The following is an 18,106-nucleotide window of genomic DNA, read 5'->3' as shown; positions in this document are numbered from 1 at the left end:
TCGTGTCGTGTCGGGCCGCGCTCAGGCGGAGGGCCGCGACTCCTGTGCGCTGGTGTCGAAAGGCAAGGTGATCTGCGACAGATCCTTGCGCGTTTCGACGAGCACCAGCGGACCTTCGTCCACCTGCACCACCGGCTTGCGCTCGCGCGGCACGTGCACCGGTTTCGGCTCGCTCGCCATCGCTTCCTGCACGGCGCGGATCTTCTCGGCATCCGAGTTCACCCACAGCAGACCGGCCGCTTCGGCGACCGCGGCGAGTTGATCGGCGGGCAGCACGAAGGGCTCGACGCGGGCGACCGCCGGCGCGGGGGAGGGCGCCACGGCGACGGCCGCGGGCTCGCCGGCGGTGGACGCCAGGGGCTCCGACTCGGCCGACGGCACGGCTTCCGGCGCCGCGAGCGGCGCCACTTCCGCCACGGCTTCGGTGATCGCCTCGGCGGCGGCCTGCGGTGCTGCTTCGCCGCTCATCGGCTCGCCGCTCGTTGCCGCTTCGTCGCGCCGATCGCGGCGCTGGCGGTCGCGGCCACGTCCGCGTCGACGGCTCTCACGCTCCTCGCCTTCGGCGCCGGTCGGCGTCAACTCGGCGGCTTCGAGCGCGGCCGGCTCGCTGACGGTCTCTCCCTCGGCCAGGACCGGCGCCTCGCCGGCCACGGCCTCGGACGTCACCTCAGCGGCCCGCGACTCGTCGCGATCGCGACCGCCGCGGCCGCGGCGGTTGCGGCGCCGGCTGCCGCGTTCGCCCTGGGCCTCGCCCTCGGCCACAGGCTCGCTCGTCGGCACGGTGTCGACGAACGCCTGCACCGGCACGGCTTCGGCGGCCTCTGGCGCCGGCCGGCGCTCGGCACGCTCGCCGGCGCGTTCGCCACGCTCGCCTCGCTCCGCACGGCCACCGCGCCGGCCCTCGCCGCGCGACTCGGCGCCGGCTTCGCTGCGCGGGACTTCTGCCCCCTCGGGGCGTTCGGCACGACGGCCACGACCGTCTTTGCCTTCCCGGCCGTTGCGTCCCTCGGCACGGGTCTCGCCGCCACGTTCGCCACGCTCACCGCGCCGCCCGTCGCGGCCGCCACGGCCACCGCGGTCGCCCCGGCCCTCCTTGCGCGGCGCGGCTGCCGGTGTCGGCGCAGCGGCCGGCGCGGTTGCCGGCGTCGGCGCGCTCGTCTCACCGGCGCCGAACAGGCGCTTCACCCAGCCGAAGAAGCCGGTGCCGGCCGGCGTCGGCGCAGCGGCCACCGGTGCGGCGACCGGAGCGGGCGCTGCCGCGACCGGCTCGGGCTTGGCCACCGGCTGCGGCGCGGGCGCGTCGGGCAGGATGCCCTTGATCACCGGCTCCTGCTTGGCCTTGACCTTCTCGCGGCGCGTGATGCCGACCTCTTCCTCGACTTCGTCGATCATCGAGTAGCTGGCCTGCAGGTTCTCCAGCCGCGGATCGTCGTGGCGCAGGCGCTCGAGGCGGTAGTTCGGCGTCTCGAGGTTCTTGTTCGGCACCAGCAGCACCGTGACGCGCTGCTTCAGCTCGATCTTGGTGATCTCGGTGCGCTTCTCGTTGAGCAGGAACGACACCACCTCCACCGGCACCTGCACGTGCACGGCGGCGGTGTTCTCCTTCATCGACTCCTCCTGCACCATGCGCAGGATCTGCAGCGCCGAGCTCTCGGTGTCGCGGATGTGGCCGGTGCCGTTGCAGCGCGGGCAGGTGATGTGGCTGCCTTCGCTGAGCGCCGGGCGCAGGCGCTGGCGGCTCAGTTCGAGCAGGCCGAACTTGGAGATCGAGCTGAACTGCACGCGCGCGCGGTCCTGGCGCAGCGCGTCGCGCAGGCGTGTCTCCACCTCGCGGCGGTTCTTGCTTTCCTCCATGTCGATGAAGTCGACGACGATCAGCCCGCCGAGGTCGCGCAGGCGCATCTGGCGCGCGATCTCGTCGGCCGCCTCGAGGTTGGTACGTGTCGCGGTTTCCTCGATGTCGCTGCCGCGCGTGCTGCGTGCCGAGTTCACGTCCACCGACACCAGCGCCTCGGTGTGGTCGATCACGATCGCCCCGCCCGAGGGCAGGTTGACGGTGCGGCTGAATGCCGTCTCGATCTGATGCTCGATCTGGAAGCGGCTGAACAGCGGCGCATCGTCGCGGTAGCGCTTGACCTTGTGCGCCGTCTCCGGCATCACGTGGGTCATGAACTGCAGCGCCTGGTCGTAGATGTCGTCCGTGTCGATCAGGATCTCGCCGATGTCGGCGGTGAAGTAGTCGCGGATCGCGCGGATCACCAGCGACGACTCCTGGTAGATGAGGAAGGCGCCCTTGCCCGACTTGGCCGCGCCGTCGATCGCCTCCCACAGCTTGAGCATGTAGTTGAGGTCCCACTGCAGCTCGGCGGCCGAGCGGCCGATGCCGGCGGTGCGGGCAATCAGGCTCATGCCCTTGGGGTAGTCGAGCGATTCGAGGTTCTCCTTGAGCTCCTCGCGGTCCTCGCCCTCGATGCGCCGGCTGACGCCGCCGCCGCGCGGGTTGTTGGGCATCAGCACGAGATAGCGCCCCGCCAGCGAGACGAAGGTGGTCAGCGCCGCGCCCTTGTTGCCGCGCTCCTCCTTCTCGACCTGCACAAGCAGTTCCTGGCCGTTGGAGATGACGTCCTGGATCTTCGCGTCGCGGACGCTGACGCCCTGCTTGAAGTACTCCTTGGCGATCTCCTTGAACGGCAGGAAGCCGTGGCGGTCTTCGCCGTAGTCGACGAAGCAGGCCTCCAGCGACGGCTCGACGCGCGTCACCACGGCCTTGTAGATGTTGCCCTTGCGCTGCTCGCGCCCCTCGATCTCGGTTTCGAAGTCGAGCAGTTTCTGGCCGTCGACGATCGCCAGGCGACGCTCTTCCTGCTGCGTCGCATTGATCAGCATGCGCTTCATGTGCATTCCTCCAGCGCCGACTCGTCGAGCGGCGCATTGCCAACAGTCACCGCCCGCCGGAGGCAGGAGGCGACGCTTCGATGCACGAGAAACGCGTGGGAACCGGAAGGAATCGCCCTGGACTGTCGGATGCGGAGCCGGTCAGCAGACCGGCCGCAAGGGCAGCGTTGGCGCGTGCGTGGCAGTGGGGGAGGCGGCAATCAGCGCTGGCCCGGGCCTCGTGGGCCGGCTGAGCGCTGCGAGGAGGTTCACGGTCCGAGGCCACCTTGCACCCGGGCGCAACGGCGCGGCGCAGGCAACCGGCCTGGCAGGCTCACGCTCGCGGCGCGGGGTGTGGGGGATCGGGAACAACATCCGCTGGATCACTGGACGCAGACAAGAGACGGTGGCGTCGGCGGGGCTCGCGCCCTCGTGCTCGGCCGGTTTGTCTCCTGTCCGGAAAACCTTGTTGGGTGGTTCGTTCTTCGTTTGCTCTGCCGCAGCGCTCCACGGACCGCGCCGTCACGTGGGGACGGCGCCCGACCGGGCAACGTTGCGTTGCATCACCGGATGAACCGCTCTCCTGAGCGGCCCGCCCGTCGTGCCTGCGAGGCTAAACTCCTAAGAATCAAGCACTTAGAGCACGACGTGGACCGGCCGATTATAGGGGGGAAAGCCAAGCCGGCCGCCGCGGGCGGCAAGTTGCCGAGCGTGCTGCGCCTCACGGTCGACGAAGGGTCGCAGGGCCAGCGGCTGGACAACTACCTCATCCGGCTGCTCAAGGGCGTGCCCAAGACCCATGTCTACCGTGTCATCCGCTCCGGCGAGGTGCGCGTCAACAAGGGACGTGCCTCGGCGGACACGCGGCTGCACGTTGGCGACGTGGTGCGCGTGCCGCCGGTCCGCGTGGCCGAACGACCCGACACGGCGCCTGCGCCGGCGCGCGAATTCCCGGTGGTCTACGAGGACGAACAGCTGATCGCTGTCGACAAGCCCGCCGGCGTGGCCGTGCACGGGGGCAGCGGGGTGAGCTTCGGCGTCATCGAGCAACTGCGCCAGGCGCGGCCGGGCGCGAAGTTCCTCGAACTGGTGCACCGCCTCGACAAGGAGACCTCGGGCCTGCTGCTGATCGCGAAGAAGCGTTCGGCGCTGGTGGCGCTGCAGGATCAGTTGCGCGCGCGCGAGACGGGCAAAAGCTACGCGGCGCTGGTCATCGGCGCCTGGCCGGCGGGCAGGAAGGTCATCGACGTGCCGTTGCACAAGTTCCTCACCGGGGAGGGCGAGCGCCGCGTGCGCGCCGTCGAGCCCGGCCACGACGAGGCCAAGCGCTCGATCACGCTGGTCAAGGTGGCGCGGCGCTTCGCCGGCTTCACGCTGCTCGACGTGACGATCAAGACCGGCCGCACGCACCAGATCCGCGTGCACCTTGCGCACGAAGGGCACCCGATCGTCGGCGACGCGAAGTACGGCGACTTCGCGCTCAACAAGGCGCTGGCGCGCGCACCGGCGCACTTCGGCCGCATGTTCCTGCACGCGCAGCGGCTGCGCTTCCAGCACCCCGCCAGCGGCGAGGTGATCGAACTGGAGGTGCCGCTGCCGGCAGAATGCGAGGCCTTCCTCGACACGCTGCCCGCATGACCCGACCCCGCCAGTTCGACCTGATCGTGTTCGATTGGGACGGCACGCTGTTCGACTCGACCGCCCTGATCACGCGCTGCATCCAGGCCGCCTGCGCCGACCTGGGCGTGCCGGTGCCGAGCGACCGCGACGCCAGCTACGTGATCGGAATGGGCCTGATCGAGGCGCTGCAGCATGCCGCGCCCGACCTGCCGCGCGAGCGCTACAAGGAGCTCGGCGAGCGCTACCGCCACCACTACTTCGCCAGCCAGCACGAGATCGTGCTGTTCGAAGGCACGCTGCCCATGCTGCATGCGCTGAAGGCGCGGCATCACTGGCTCGGCGTGGCCACCGGCAAGTCTCGCCGCGGGCTCGATGAGGCGCTGCGCACGGTGGAACTGCAGGGCATGTTCGACGCCACGCGCACCGCCGACGAGACAGCCTCCAAGCCCGACCCGCAGATGCTGCTCGAGCTGATGCACGAGTTCGGCGTCGCGCCCGAGCGCACGCTGATGATCGGCGACACCACGCACGACCTGCAGTTGGCCGCCAATGCCGGCGCGGCGGCGATCGGCGTGAGCTACGGCGCCCATGCGCACGAGACCTTCGAGGACTTCGACACGCGCCACGTCGCCCATACCACCGCCGAGCTGCACGACTGGTTGCTGCGCCATGCCTGAGGGCGGCGGGCGGGGCGCGCCGCAGCTCCTGTGCGCGTCCGATCAGCTCACCGAGCGCGGCGACGCGCTCGTCTTCGACGTGCTGCAGCACCGCCAGCCGGCGCGCGCGTTTGCCCTGCGCGTCGACGGCCGCGTGGTCGCCTACCTGAACCGCTGCGCCCACATGCCGGCCGAGATGGATTGGCTGCCCGGCCAGTTCCTTGACAGCGATCGCGCCTTCATCCTCTGCTCGATCCACGGTGCGGCCTACGAACCCGCCACCGGACGCTGTGCCGGTGGACCGTGCGGGCGCGGGCGGCTCGTGGCGATCGAGGTCGAGGAGCGCGACGGGCAGGTGTATTGGTATCCTTCCCACGATACCCAACCCGCCTTCGCCGACTGAACCGTCGGCGAGGCCGAAAGCCTTCGCATGAGCACACCCGACGAACCGACCTCCACCGGGCGCGTGGAACCCGCCTTCGGCAGTGCGGCCCCTGCCGCGCCGGCACCGGCGGCCGCTGCGACGCCGCGCCTCTCGGCAACCGACGGCGGCCTGGAGCAACTCGCCCGCGAGTTCCTCGCCGAGCGGCGCAGCGAACGCCGCTGGCGCATCTTCTTCCGCCTCGCCTGGCTGGCGCTGTTCGCCACCGTGGCCATGCTGATCTTCTCCTCCGGCGTCGGGCCGGCGGCACCGAGCGCGCCGCACACCGCGCTGGTGGATGTGCGCGGCGAGATCGCCGCGGACAGCGAGGCCAGCGCCGAGAACCTCGTCGCCGCGTTGAAGTCCGCCTTCGAGGACGCGGGCGCGCAGGCGGTCGTATTGCGCATCAACTCCCCTGGCGGCAGCCCGGTGCAGGCCGGCATCGTCAACGAAGAGATCCGCCGACTCAAGGCGCTGCACGGGAAGCCGGTCTACGCGGTGGTCGAGGAGATGTGCGCCTCGGGGGCCTACTACATCGCCGTGGCGGCCGACGAGATCTACGTCGACAAGGCGAGCCTGGTGGGCAGCATCGGCGTGCTGATGGACGGCTTCGGCTTCACCGGCACGATGGAGAAGCTCGGCATCGAACGGCGCCTGCTCACGGCAGGAGAGAACAAGGGCATGCTCGATCCGTTCTCGCCGCAGAACGATCAGCACCGCGCCCATGCGAAGTCGATGATCGACCAGATCCACCAGCAGTTCATCGCGGTGGTCAAGCAGGGCCGAGGCAAGCGGCTGAAGGAGTCGCCAGACATCTTCTCTGGCCTGTTCTGGAACGGCGAGGAGGCGATCAAGCTCGGCCTCGTCGACAAGACCGGCAACCTCGACTACGTCGCACGCGAGGTGGTCAAGGCCGAGGAGATCGTCGACTACACCCCACACGAGAACCTCGTCGAGCGGCTGGCCAAGCGCTTCGGCGCCTCGGCCGGCGCCGGCGCGATGCGCGCGCTGCGGGAGATGGCGCCGCCGATCCGCTGAGCGCTACGGTTCCCCGTCCCAGTAGTCGAGAGCTTCCCCGGGGCGCTGGATGATGCGCAGGCCCCGGATGTAGCCGGCCACCTTGCCCGAATCTGGGTACTCGCAGAGCTCGGGCCGCTCCTGCGTGCTGATGCTGAGGTAGCGCATCGGCGCGTCCGAAGTGTTGATGAACTGGTGCGGGTACTCGGGTCCCGGCGGGATGAAGACCACGTCGCCAGCGCGCACCGGCACCATCTCGCCGGCCACACGCAGCGTGCCCTGGCCCTCGAGGATGACGAACATCTCCTCCTGCGCGTGGTGCAGGTGGTAGGGGCAGCTTCGCATGCCGGGCGCGAGCACGTCGTAGCCGGCGCCGAGCTTGCTCGCCGCGGTGCCGTCGGACAGGCCGCCGCACAGCGTGTCGTACAGCGGTGGACGGTGCTGTCGCTCGAGCGGCACCTCGTCGACATTGCGCACCAGCGAGCGGCGCAGTTCCTCGGCACGGTGGCTCATCGGCGGGCCTCCTCAGGGCGTGATCGCTGCCAAGCGCCTCACGGCGCTTTGGGCTGGAAGCCTGCCACGCCCATCTGCCAGAGGAAGAAGGCGTAGATGTCGGCGCGCTCCTGCTGCTGCTGGCGGCGCGTGTTGCCCACGCCGTGGCCGGCGTCGTAGTCCAGGCGCAGCAGGATGGGCTTGCCGCTGGTGGAAGCGGCGGCCAGGCGCGCGGCGGTCTTCGTGCTGTGCCACACCTCGACGCGCGGGTCGTTGATGCCGTGCGTGAGCAACACTGCCGGGTACTTCGTGCCGTCGACGATCTGATGGTAGGTGCTCATCGCCAGCAGGGCGCGGAAGCCGGCCTCGGTGGCCCGGGTGCCGAACTCGGGGATGTTGGGCACGCCGTTGGGCGTGACCTCGGCGCGCACCATGTCGAGCGCACCCACCGCCGGCACCACGGCGGCGAACAGGTCGGGCCGCTCGGTCATCGCACGGCCGACGAGGATGCCGCCGGCACTGCCGCCGAGGATGCCCAGCTTCGCCGGCGCAGTCCATTTCTGGTCGATGAGCCACTGCGCGCAGGCGATGAAGTCTTTCCACGTATTGGGCTTGGTGGCCTGCCAGCCGGCCTTGTACCAGTCCTGCCCGTACACCGAGCTGCCGCGCGGGTTGGCCACCGCGAGTACGCCGCCGGCGTCCAGCCAGGCCAGCCGCCCGGGGCTGAAGTACGGCTCCTCGGTGATGCCGTAGCTGGCGTAGCCATACAGCAGCGTCGGGTTGCGGCCGTCCAGCGACACGCCCTTGCGATGCAGGATGGACAGCGGCACCAGCGCGCCGTCGTGGCTGGGCACCTTGACCTCGGTGACCACGATGTCGGCCGGCGCGTCGTAGGGACCCTGCGGTTGCAGACCCGAGTTGGCCACCGTGCCATCGGCACCCACCAGGTAGATCTGGCGTGCGCGGTTCCAGCTCTGCAGGTCGAGCACCAGCCCGGGCAGCCGCGGATCGGCGGCACTCGCGAGGCTCTCGTCGGCATTCAGACGAAATGAGCCTTCTACCGGCAGCTTCACCTCCTGCAGCGCCGCGCCGCCGGCGTGGGCGTGCTTGAACAGGCGCTTGATGTTGCCGTCGCGACGCTCGACGTAGAGGGCATCTGCTGCCGAGGCGATGCCGGTGACCACCTGCTCGCCCTGCGGCACGATGAGTTCGGCCTGGGCGATGTCCGGCGCCTTCAGCGACAGGCGCAGCACCTTCGAGCGTGGCGCGTCCTTGTGGGACACGAGATACAGGCCGTCGTCGAAGTAGCTCGCGCTGCTGACCGCATCGGCAGCGCTGACCAGCCGAGACCAGCGCGGCGGCTTGCCGGCGAGCACCGGCCGCGCGGGCGAGGCGTAGAGTGTGATTTCGCGCTGCGTTCCGTTGAAGACGTAGCCGATCAGCCAGCGGCCGTCGTGGGTGAAGGTGGCGATCGGGATCTCCGCCGGCGTGATGTCCACGCCCGGCACGCCCAGGCCGAAGACCGGCCGCGCCTTGGTGGCGTCGCTGCCCACGCGCATCAGCCAGGTCATGGAGCGCTGGTACTTCTCGGTGTCGGGCATGCCCGGCTTGAGTTCCTGCAGGCGCGAGTAGAGCAGGTGGCGGCCATCCGGCGAGAAGCTCGGCGAGCCGTAGTCGGTGCGCGTGATCGGCCGGCCGATGGCACGGCCACTGCGCGTGTCGCGCACATGCAGGACGGCGGCCTCCGATCCCTGCGCCGACAGACCATAGGCCACATGCGCGCCACCGGGCGACGCGGCGTAGTAGTTGATCGCGTGCGGCTTGCCGGTGTTCTTCTCGATCGCCTCGGGATCGACGAGCACGCGCTCGCGGCCGGCCAGCCCCTGGCGCAGCAGCAGCTTGAACTGGTTCTCGGCGGCGCCGCGGCGTTCGAAGAACCAGCGGTCGCCGGTTTCGCGCACCACGCCGAAGACGCGTGCGGCCACCGAGGCATCCATCTTCTCCAGCGCATCGAGCAGCTTCGCGCGGCCCGGGATCGCAGCGAGCGCAGCGTGGCTGCGCTCGCTGGATTCCTTCATCCACTTCGCCGCCTCCGGCGACTTGACGTCCTCCAGCCAGCGGTAGGGGTCGTTGACCGTGGTGCCGAAGAAGGTTTCCGGCACGTTGCGTGCCGGCGGCGCCTGGGTGGGCGAGGCGCCCTGCGCCTGCGCGCCGAACAGCGCGGCCAGCAACGGCAGCGCCGCGGCGAGTCGATGAAAGTTCATGTTCTGAGCATCCCTCGGGTCTCGATGAAGTCGATCACCTGCTGCAAGCCGGCATTCGTCTTCAAGTTGGTCATCACATAGGGCCTCGTGGGCCTCATGCGCCTCGTGTCGGCGTCCATCACGGCCAGATCCGCGCCCACGTACGGCGCGAGATCGATCTTGTTGATGACGAACAGGTCGCTCTTGGTGATGCCGGGCCCGCCCTTGCGGGGAATCTTCTCGCCGGCTGCCACGTCGATCACGTAGATCGTCAGGTCGGAGAGCTCGGGGCTGAAGGTGGCGGCCAGGTTGTCGCCCCCCGACTCGATGAAGACGATGTCGGCGTCCGGAAACTTCTCCAGCATGCGGTCTACCGCCTCGAGGTTGATCGAGGCGTCCTCGCGGATCGCGGTGTGCGGGCAGCCGCCGGTCTCGACGCCGACGATGCGCTCGGGCTCGAGCGCGCCGGCGACGGTGAGCAGGCGCTGGTCTTCCTTGGTGTAGATGTCGTTGGTGACGACGACCAGGTCGTAGCGCTCGCGCATGGTCTTGCAGAGCATTTCCACCAGCGTGGTCTTGCCCGAGCCGACCGGGCCGCCGACGCCCACGCGCAGCGGAGGGAGCTTCTTGGTGCGGCCGGGGATGTGGTGCAGTGAGCTCATGGAGGCGGTGGACGCAAGGGGAGGGTTCAGGAACGGAACAGCCTCGAGTACTGGGACTCGTGCTGCGACGACAGGATCGCGAGCATGGGTGAGAACGCCTGGCGTTCGTCGTCGGCGAGTGCGATGGCGTGCTCCGCCGCGGCGGGGATGGCCTCCACCAGCGCGGCGAGGATGCGCTGGCCGGCGCTCTGGCCGAGAGGAACAGCCTTGAGCGCGGCCTGCACCATGTTCTCGGCCCAGCCGAAGGCGAAGGCGAGCAGCGCCTCACGCAGCGGCGCGCCGGTCTGCGCAGCGGCCAGCGCGAAGGCCAGCGGCCAGCTCGGTGCGGGTGTGAACCTGGCGAGCGCGGCCACGCGCGGGTCGTCGATGCTGCGGTTCTTCAGCCATTCGACCAGCGAGCGGCCCATCTGCTCGGCCTGGGCGCGCAGCTCGCGCGATTCGCGGGTGGCGAACACCCATTCGTTGAGCGCGCGCACCCGGTCGACGTCGCCGCGCTGCCAGGCGGGCAGGGCCTGCGCCACGACGGCCAGGTCGCTGCGTGCGAGCGACAGCCGAAGCTGGTCGAGCAACCAGCGCGATGCCTGTGCCTCGCCCGCGATGCGGGCGGACTCGACCGCCGCCTCCAGCGCCTCGGAGTAGCTGAAGCCGCCCACCGGCAACGCCGGCGAGGCCAGCCACATCAGCTGCAGCAGGGCGCCCGGCGCCAGTGCTTCAGTGCTCGTGGTGGTCGTGTCCGTGGTGGCCATGGTCGTGGCCGCATCCCGGGCCATGGGTGTGACCGTGGTCTTGCGCGTGGGCATGACCCGGGCCGTGCGCGTGCCCGTGCTCATGGCCATGCGCGTGCGCCGCCGGCGCCGCGGCCGCATAGGCGCCCGACTCCGGCTCGAAGGGCTCGTTCGCTTCGCTGACGATCAGGTGCATCTGGCGCAGCAGGTCGGCCAGCACATGGTCGGGCTCGAGCTTCAGGTGATCCGCCTGCAGCTCGAGCTGCACGTGCCGGTTGCCCAGGTGGTAGGCAGCGCGCAGCAGGTCGAACGGGCTGCCGTGCTGCGTGCAGTGGGCGACGCGCAGCACCGGCTGCGGCGCGGCGAGCACGCGCACCAGCGAGCCGTCCTCGGCCACCAGCACGTCGCCGCCGCGCACCACCGTGCCGCGCGGCAGGAACACGCCGAGCGCGCGGCCCAGCGAGTCGGTGGCGTCGAAGCGGCTCTTCTGGCGCACGTCCCAGTCGAGTTCCACCGTGGCGGCGCGCTTGAGCAGCACGCCGGCGAGACCGCGGCCGCCGGGGATGAGCTTGTTCAGGTTCAGCATCAGCGCATTGTGCCCCGCGCCGAGGCTTCGATCGTCCGATGCGGCGCTGCGAGCACCTCGAGGCCACGGGCACGCACCGCCTGCCCCCGGAGCGCGGCCGCACGGACGCCGGAGGGCCTGTCGGCGAGGGCGAGGATGACCATCACCGGTTCGTTCGCCCCTGCGTTGACTGCGCGCAACCAGCAGGGGAGCGATTGCTTGATCATCCCGGCTTTGCACCCACCATGCCGAACACCCCGGACGACCGACCTGCCTGGCGACGCAGACGGCTGGTGCTGCTGGCGGTGATTGCCGTCACGCTGGCCGCCGTCGTCTCTGCCTGGCTGCTGGTGCGGCACCCGCCCGCGGCGGACGGGCTTCTGCAGGTCAACGGACGCATCGAGGGCGACCACATCACGGTGGCGCCGAAGTTCGCCGGACGCGTCGTCGAGCTCGCCGTGCGCGAAGGCGACGTCGTGACGGCGGGCCAGCTGCTCGTTCGCCTGGACGAGCGCGCGGTGGGCGCGCGGCTCGAGCAGGCGCAGGCCGCGCAGGCCAGCCTGGAGTCGCAACTCGCCGCGCAGCACGCCGCTGTCGCCTTGTTGCGCGCGGAGACGGCGGTGGCCGTGCAGGCGGCACGCACGCGCGTGGCCGCCGCGCAGGCCGAACTGCGGCGCGCCGATGCGGCGCACGAGCAGGATGCACGCGAGCATGCGCGCGCCGTCGAGCTGTCGTCGCAGGGCTTCGTCGGTCCGCAGGCGCTGGAACGCGCCGGCCTGGTGCTCAGGCAGTCGGGCGAACTGCGCGACGCGGCGCGTGCTGCGCTGGCGCAGGCGCAGCAGGCACTGCGCGACGCCGAACTGGGGCCGCAGCGCGTGCGTGCGCGCGAGGCCGAGCTCGCCGTGACCCGTGACAGGCGGCGCGAGGCGGCTGCTGCACTCGCCGAGGCGCGCGTCGCGCTGGACGACCTGGCGATCACCGCGCCGGTCGGCGGCACCGTGACCGGCCGCTTCGTCAACCTCGGCGAAGTGGTGAATGCCGGCACGCCGCTGCTCGAGCTGACCGACCTCGGCCGGCTCTATCTCAAGGGCTACCTGCCCGAGACGCAGATCGGCCGCGTGCGCAGGGGCATGCCGGCGCGCATCCATGTCGATGCCTACCCCGGCGAGCCGTTCGCCGCCACGCTGCGCTACGTGGCCGCGCGCGCCGAGTTCACGCCCAAGGAAGTGCAGACGGTGGACGAGCGCGTCAAGCTGGTCTACGAGGTGCGCCTGTATGCCGACCGGAACCCGGACGGCAAGCTCAACCCGGGACAGCCGGCCGACGGCATGATCCGCTGGCGCGACGGTGCGGCATGGCAGGACCCGAGGCACTGACGGCGGGCTGCGCCGAGCCCATGGTCCGTGTCGACGGTCTGGTCAAGCGCTACCGGCACCGTCAGGCGCTGGCCGGCGTCTCGCTGCACGTGGCGCGCGGCGAACTGTACGGCCTGATCGGCGCCGACGGTGCCGGCAAGAGCAGCCTGTTCAAGGCGGTGGCCGGCGTGCTGAGCTTCGAGGGCGGTTCCCTGCGCGTGCTCGGCCAGGACCTCGCCAGCGAAGCCGACGCGGAGCGGATCAAGCAGCGCATCGGCTTCATGCCGCAGGGCCTCGGCCTGAACCTCTACCCCGAGCTGAGCGTCGACGAGAACGTCGACTTCTTCGCCGACCTGCGCGGCGTGCCGCCCCGCGTGCGGCAGGAGCGCAAGGCCAGGCTGCTGGCGATGACCCGGCTCGAAGCCTTCCGCGCCCGGCCGATGAAGCAGCTCTCCGGCGGCATGAAGCAGAAGCTCGGGCTGGTGTGCACGCTGATCCACGAACCCGAGCTGATCGTTCTCGACGAGCCGACGACGGGCGTGGACCCGCTGTCGCGGCGCGACTTCTGGCAGCTGCTTCCCGAGCTGGTTCACGAGCGTGGCATGACGGCGCTCGTGGCCACCGCCTACCTCGACGAAGCCAGCCACTTCGACCGCGTCGGCCTGATGTACGGCGGAACGCTGCTCGCCGAAGGCGAGCCGGAGCGCCTGCCGCAGCAGCTGGCGGCCACGGTGGTCGTCGCTGCGGACGCGAGCGCGGACACCGTGCAGCGGCTGGCCCGCGCCTTCGGGCCGGTCGACCGCCACGGTGCGAGCGCCTCGGTGCTCGTGCCGACGCCGGACGCCGGCGTGGCGCTGGCGCAGGTGCGCAGCGTGCTGCCCGGCGCGCCGCGCGCGGAGCTGCAGGCGCTGCCGCCGTCGCTGGAGGACCTGGTCGTCGCGCGCGTGCGCGAGCGCACGCCGCAGGCCGCCCAGCCGGTGACGGCCACCGCCGGACATGCCGGCGAGGGCAACGCGGGCGCGGCTGCGCCGCCATGCGCCCTCGAGGCGATCGGCCTGACGCGCGACTACGACGGCTTCCGCGCCGCCGACCGCGTCAGCTTCCGCGTCGCGCGCGGCGAGATCTTCGGCCTGCTCGGCGCGAACGGCGCTGGCAAGACCACCGTGATCAAGATGCTCACCGGCATCCTGCCACCCACCGCGGGGGTGGGCCAGGTCGCCGGCGCCGACATGCGCCGCGCCTCGCGCCAGATCCGCCAGCGCATCGGCTACATGTCACAGGCTTTCTCGCTCTATGCCGACCTGAGCGTGCGCGACAACCTGATGCTCTATGCCGGCGTCTATGGCCTCGTCGGGCGCAGCGCGCGCGAACGCACGGCGTGGGCGATCGAGCTCGGCGCCCTGTCGGCGCACCTGGACGACGCCGCTGCCAGCCTGCCGATGGGGCTGCGCCAGCGCCTCGCGCTCGGCTGCGCGTTGCTGCATCGACCGGGCGTGCTGATCCTCGACGAGCCCACCTCGGGGGTCGATCCGCTCGGCCGCCGGCACTTCTGGAACATCCTGTCCTGGCTGGCGCGCGAGGAGGGCGTCGCGATCCTGCTGTCGACGCACCACATGGCCGAGGCCGAGCTGTGCGACCACCTGGTGCTGCTGTTCGAGGGCCGCGTGGTCGCCGACGCGTCGCCGCTCGAGCTGAAGCAACGATTGCGGCAGCATTCGGGCGAACTGCTCGAAGTGCGCTGCGACGATCCGTCGCGCGCGCTGCAGCTGCTGCGCGAGGCGGGCCATGCGGATGCCATGCTGCGCGGCCACGGCGTGCTGCTGATGGCCGTCGACCGCGCGCAGGCCGAGGCACGCATCGCCGCGCTGCTCGGCGCGCGGCAGATCACGCTGCAGGCCGTGCTGCCGCGCGAGATCGGCATGGACGACGTCTTCGTGCGCGAGGTCGGCGCCCTGCAGGCGAGGGCGCCGTGAAGCGCTCGCGCGTCGTGGCACTGGCGCGCAAGGAGTGGCGCGAGATGCTGCGCGACCGCGTCTACCTGCTGCTGGCGTTCGCCCTGCCGGTGGTGCTGATGCTGGTGTTCGGCCACGGCATGAGCCAGGAGGTGGAGCATGTCGGCCTGGCGGTGCTCGACGAGGACCGCAGCGCCAGCAGCCGCTCCTACATCGACCACTTCACGAAGACCCGGCACTTCCGCTTTCTCGGCGCGCTGCACTCACATGCGCAGATCGAGCCGCTGCTGGCCACCGGCGGCGCGCGGGTCATCCTGCGCATCGGGCCCGGCTTCGCGCGCGAGCTGCATCGCGGCGGCGAAGCCCGGGTGCAGTTCATCGTCGACGGCACGTTCACCGCGCCGGCGCGCACGCTGCGCGGCTACGTGGAGGCGATCAACGCCGCGGCCAGCGCGGAGATCCGCGCCTCGGCGCTGTCGCGTCTGTCCGGGCGGCCGATCGGGCGCACGATGGCGGCGATCGAGCCGGTGCGGCTCCAGGTGCGCTATCTCTACAACGAGGAAGTGCGCAGCATCTGGACCGTCGCGCCCTCGCTGCTGATGCTGATCCTGCTGATGGTGCCGCCGCTGCTGCTCGCGGTCAGCGTGGTGCGCGAGAAGGAGACCGGGGCGATCTACAACGTGCGCTGCTCCACCCTGACGCGCGCCGAGTTCATGGCCGGCAAGCTGCTGCCCAGCCTCGCCGTGTCGTGCGTCAACGCCTTGCTGCTGTGGGCCGTGACGGTGGTCTACTTCGGCGTGCCCTTCAAGGGCAGCGCCTGGGTGCTCGCGCTGGGCAGCGTGCTCTACCTGCTGGGCACCAGCGCGCTCGGCCTGCTGATCTCGCTGCTCGTGCGCAGCCAGCAGGCCGCCATCATCATCGCCACCATCACCGCGTCGATCGTCGCGATCCAGTTCTCCGGCCTGTTCGCGCCGGTCGAGTCGATGCAGGGCGCGAACCAGTGGCTGGCCCGCGTGCTGCCGGCCAGCCACTACCGCGAGATCGCCATCGGCACCTTCCTCAAGCGCAGCGATCTCGAGACCCTGCTCGCGGACTTCGCGTGGATCGCCGGCTTCGCGCTCGTGGTGCTGGGGCTATGCCTGGCGCTGTTCCGCAAGAGGACGGCATCGTGAGGCGCGCCCCGGTCGTCGCGGTGTGGTGCGAGCAGGTGCGCGCGCTGATGGTCAAGGAGCTCAGGCAACTGCTGAAGGACCGCGCGCTGTTCGCCTACACCGTCTTCATCTTCACGCTGGACGTGATGCTGGCGGCCGGCGCGTCGTCGATCGAGCTGCAGCGCGCGCCGCTGGCGGTCGTGCAGTCGCAGCACAGCGCCGCCGGCCGTGATCTGATCGGCCGCTTCCGCGCGCCCGAGTTCGAGCTGCGACGGCAGCTCGGCGAGGTGGGCGAGGCGTCGGCCCTGCTTGACCGCGGCGAGGTGCGCGCGGCGCTCGTGCTGCCCGGGAACTTCCAGCACGACCTGGCGCTCGGCCGGCAGGCCGAGGTGCAGCTGCTCGTCGACACCGCGCAGGCCAACCAGGGCTTCCTCGTCGCCAGCTACGCGGCGCGCATCTGCGCTGCCTTCGGCGCCGAATGGGCGCCGCGCACGCTGCTGCGAGAAGGCGTGGACCCCACGAGGCTGCCCGAGGTGCGCGCCGACATCCGCTATGCCTACAACGCCGCGCTGAACGAGACGTGGTTCAACACCGTGTCGGAATGGCTGACCATGCTCACCATCGCCGCCATCGTGCTGCCTGCGGCCGCGCTGGTGCGCGAGCGCGAGCGCGGCACCATCGAGCAACTGCTGGTGGCGCCGCTGTCGCCCCTGCAGGTCGTGCTGAGCAAGGTGCTGGCGATGGTGCTGGTGATGCTCGCCGGCACCGCGGTGGCGGTGCTGGGCGTGATGCACGCGGGCTACGGCGTGCCCTTGCGCGGCAGCGTGGCGCTGTTCTTCGCCATGACCGCCCTGTACACGATGGCCTGCGCGGGTGTCGGCATCGTCGTCTCGGGCTTCGCGCGCAACTCCGGACAGATGAGCCTGATCGTCATCCTGGTGGTGGTGCCCATGGTGATGCTGTCAGGCACCTGGAACATGGTCGAGAGCATGCCCGGCTGGCTGCAGTGGCTGACCGAACTCTCGCCGCTGCGTCACTTCATCGTCGTCGCCTACGGCATCCTGATCCGCGGCGTCGGGCTGGACGTGCTCTGGCCGGTGCTCGCGAAGATGCTGCTGCTGGGCGCCGCCCTGTTCGCCGTCGGCGTGCTGCGCTTCCGGCGCCAGTTCCGCTGAAGCGGCGAGGCCGCGGGACCGACGCAGTCTGCGTTGTCCCGCGCGTTCGCCGGTGGCGGATGGGGCGCGCAGGCAGGACCCTGCAATGCCCGTAATGAGGCGCTGCCTCGCGCGACGCATGGGCAGACCGGCAGCGTTGCCGGCCCCCACCATGAGGAGTCATGCCATGTCGATGTCACGCCGCCAATTCACCGCTTCTGCCGCCGCCACCCTGGCGGCGGCCACCGGTTTCGCCTTGCCCCGTCCGGCACGCGCCGACGGACGCACCCTGTTCATGCGCAGTGCCGTCGAGAACGCCGACCTCACCGCCACGCTGCCGCTGCACCGAGGCACCAGCCAGGGCCGCACGGTCTGGTACATCGTGCTGGACGCTTCGGACGGCGCCGATGCCGACCGGCTGGGGGTGAACCGATCCAGCAAGCTGGACGTGGCCCGCGGCACCGGCGCAGTGGCCCGTGCACGGATCGTGAACGGCCTGCTGGACTTTCCCGCGACAGTGCGCTTCGACCGCCAACGCGTGGTGGTGCCCGGGCCGACCGGCTTCCCGCCAGCCAACGCGGTGCACGGTCCGGAGGGCGAGTTCGGCTACAGCCCGCTGGTGGAGCTGCCCGACGGTCGCATCCTGAACGCACCGCACGTGGCCAACGGCAGCGGTCGCCATCCCAAGGCCGTGCGCGTGGACACCGTGCGCGGGCGCGTGGACATGGCCGAGTCCTTCGGCTATGCCAATGGCCGGCTGGTGAAGTACATCTCGACCGATGCATCGGTGAGCGACGCGGCGGCGCTGGAGAACGCCACGCTGGCGCCGGCCCTGAATGCCGCACCCACTGCCGGCGGCGACGGCACCGACTCGGCGCGCACGACGCTGGCCGCGTTCATCAACGGGCAGACCGGCCTGGGCAACCCGCAACGCCAGGGGCTCAACGCGGCGCTGCTCGATGGGGCGGACCCTCTGAACCTGCTGTTCTGGACGCCCAACCAGGGCCGCTACAGCCCGCTGTGGGACGTCTTCCCGGCCGCCTGGAGCGCGGCGGCCATCGCTGCCGGCCAGAACCTGGCGCAGAAGGACCGCAGCGGCCTGCTGAACCTGGTGGACCAGGGCCTGGTGACCGGCCCGGGCGGCGCCCGCTTCGGAGCCGCCGGCTTCTTGGTGAACTGCCCGATCGTCAGCAGCGACTGACGGCGGTCCGACGCAGAC

Annotated in this window: 16 protein-coding genes; 9 read left to right on the top strand and 7 right to left on the bottom strand. The window is 70.9% G+C overall.

Annotated elements, in window-relative coordinates:
• Positions 1–21: 21 nt before the first annotated feature.
• Entirely contained in the window at positions 22–2,895 is a 2,874-nt protein-coding gene (locus Q0599_RS17355; RefSeq protein WP_298831981.1) for an Rne/Rng family ribonuclease, read from the bottom strand.
• A gap of 690 nt (positions 2,896–3,585) precedes the next feature.
• On the opposite strand from Q0599_RS17355, the gene Q0599_RS17350 reads away from it, so the two are divergent.
• From Q0599_RS17350 to Q0599_RS17335, 4 genes are read left to right on the top strand one after another with little or no spacing between them, the layout of a single operon-like run.
• Positions 3,586–4,512 (top strand): RluA family pseudouridine synthase, encoded by a 927-nt coding sequence (locus tag Q0599_RS17350; protein ID WP_298832758.1) that lies wholly within the window; start codon positions 3,586–3,588, stop codon positions 4,510–4,512.
• Positions 4,509–5,171, top strand: a complete 663-nt coding sequence (locus tag Q0599_RS17345) for an HAD-IA family hydrolase (RefSeq protein ID WP_298831979.1) — start codon at positions 4,509–4,511, stop codon at positions 5,169–5,171. Before Q0599_RS17350 ends, Q0599_RS17345 begins: the two co-directional genes overlap by 4 nt.
• Complete coding sequence (locus Q0599_RS17340; protein WP_298831977.1) at positions 5,164–5,553, top strand: Rieske 2Fe-2S domain-containing protein; 390 nt, start codon at positions 5,164–5,166, stop codon at positions 5,551–5,553. The genes Q0599_RS17345 and Q0599_RS17340 overlap by 8 nt, the downstream gene beginning before the upstream one ends.
• A 27-nt stretch (positions 5,554–5,580) precedes the next feature.
• On the top strand, positions 5,581–6,609 hold the full coding sequence (locus tag Q0599_RS17335; RefSeq protein ID WP_298831974.1) for a S49 family peptidase: 1,029 nt from the start codon (positions 5,581–5,583) through the stop codon (positions 6,607–6,609).
• A gap of 3 nt (positions 6,610–6,612) precedes the next feature.
• Here the strand turns inward: Q0599_RS17335 and Q0599_RS17330 are convergent, their stop codons facing one another.
• The 6 genes from Q0599_RS17330 to Q0599_RS17305 are packed head-to-tail and all read right to left on the bottom strand — an operon-like array spanning position 6,613 to position 11,502.
• On the bottom strand, positions 6,613–7,101 hold the full coding sequence (locus Q0599_RS17330) for a cupin domain-containing protein (RefSeq protein ID WP_298831970.1): 489 nt from the start codon (positions 7,099–7,101) through the stop codon (positions 6,613–6,615).
• 38 nt (positions 7,102–7,139) lie between these two features.
• On the bottom strand, positions 7,140–9,344 hold the full coding sequence (locus Q0599_RS17325; protein WP_298831967.1) for a prolyl oligopeptidase family serine peptidase: 2,205 nt from the start codon (positions 9,342–9,344) through the stop codon (positions 7,140–7,142).
• Positions 9,341–9,985, bottom strand: a complete 645-nt coding sequence (gene ureG, locus Q0599_RS17320; protein ID WP_298831964.1) for an urease accessory protein UreG — start codon at positions 9,983–9,985, stop codon at positions 9,341–9,343. The genes Q0599_RS17325 and ureG overlap by 4 nt, the downstream gene beginning before the upstream one ends.
• 26 nt (positions 9,986–10,011) lie before the next feature.
• On the bottom strand, positions 10,012–10,731 hold the full coding sequence (locus Q0599_RS17315; protein WP_298831961.1) for an urease accessory protein UreF: 720 nt from the start codon (positions 10,729–10,731) through the stop codon (positions 10,012–10,014).
• Complete coding sequence (ureE, locus tag Q0599_RS17310; RefSeq protein WP_298831959.1) at positions 10,697–11,296, bottom strand: urease accessory protein UreE; 600 nt, start codon at positions 11,294–11,296, stop codon at positions 10,697–10,699. The genes Q0599_RS17315 and ureE overlap by 35 nt, the downstream gene beginning before the upstream one ends.
• Positions 11,296–11,502, bottom strand: coding sequence for a hypothetical protein (locus Q0599_RS17305; RefSeq protein WP_298831957.1), 207 nt, complete (start codon positions 11,500–11,502; stop codon positions 11,296–11,298). Before Q0599_RS17305 ends, ureE begins: the two co-directional genes overlap by 1 nt.
• A gap of 18 nt (positions 11,503–11,520) precedes the next feature.
• Here Q0599_RS17305 and Q0599_RS17300 point away from each other — a divergent pair, with 18 nt between their 5' ends.
• The 5 genes from Q0599_RS17300 (at position 11,521) to Q0599_RS17280 (ending at position 18,088) form a co-directional block, all read left to right on the top strand.
• Positions 11,521–12,651 carry an efflux RND transporter periplasmic adaptor subunit gene (locus Q0599_RS17300; RefSeq protein WP_298831954.1) on the top strand — a complete coding sequence of 377 codons (1,131 nt, stop codon included), beginning with the start codon at positions 11,521–11,523 and terminating at the stop codon, positions 12,649–12,651.
• Entirely contained in the window at positions 12,630–14,603 is a 1,974-nt protein-coding gene (locus tag Q0599_RS17295) for an ATP-binding cassette domain-containing protein (RefSeq protein WP_298831952.1), read from the top strand. Before Q0599_RS17300 ends, Q0599_RS17295 begins: the two co-directional genes overlap by 22 nt.
• Positions 14,600–15,754, top strand: coding sequence for an ABC transporter permease (locus tag Q0599_RS17290; protein ID WP_298831950.1), 1,155 nt, complete (start codon positions 14,600–14,602; stop codon positions 15,752–15,754). The genes Q0599_RS17295 and Q0599_RS17290 overlap by 4 nt, the downstream gene beginning before the upstream one ends.
• The gene (locus tag Q0599_RS17285; protein WP_298831948.1) at positions 15,751–16,908 is read left to right on the top strand and encodes an ABC transporter permease; all 1,158 of its coding nucleotides are present in this window, start codon (positions 15,751–15,753) and stop codon (positions 16,906–16,908) included. The genes Q0599_RS17290 and Q0599_RS17285 overlap by 4 nt, the downstream gene beginning before the upstream one ends.
• Before the next feature lie 166 nt (positions 16,909–17,074).
• Positions 17,075–18,088: a hypothetical protein gene (locus Q0599_RS17280; RefSeq protein ID WP_298831946.1), complete on the top strand. Its 1,014-nt coding sequence runs from the start codon at positions 17,075–17,077 to the stop codon at positions 18,086–18,088.
• Positions 18,089–18,106 lie beyond the last annotated feature (18 nt).

Origin of the sequence: uncultured Piscinibacter sp. (assembly GCF_937952055.1) — a bacterium.
Taxonomy (GTDB): domain Bacteria; phylum Pseudomonadota; class Gammaproteobacteria; order Burkholderiales; family Burkholderiaceae_C; genus Piscinibacter.
The sequence above is the reverse complement of the archived record's forward strand: the minus strand, read 5'-3'. Positions and strand labels throughout refer to the sequence as shown.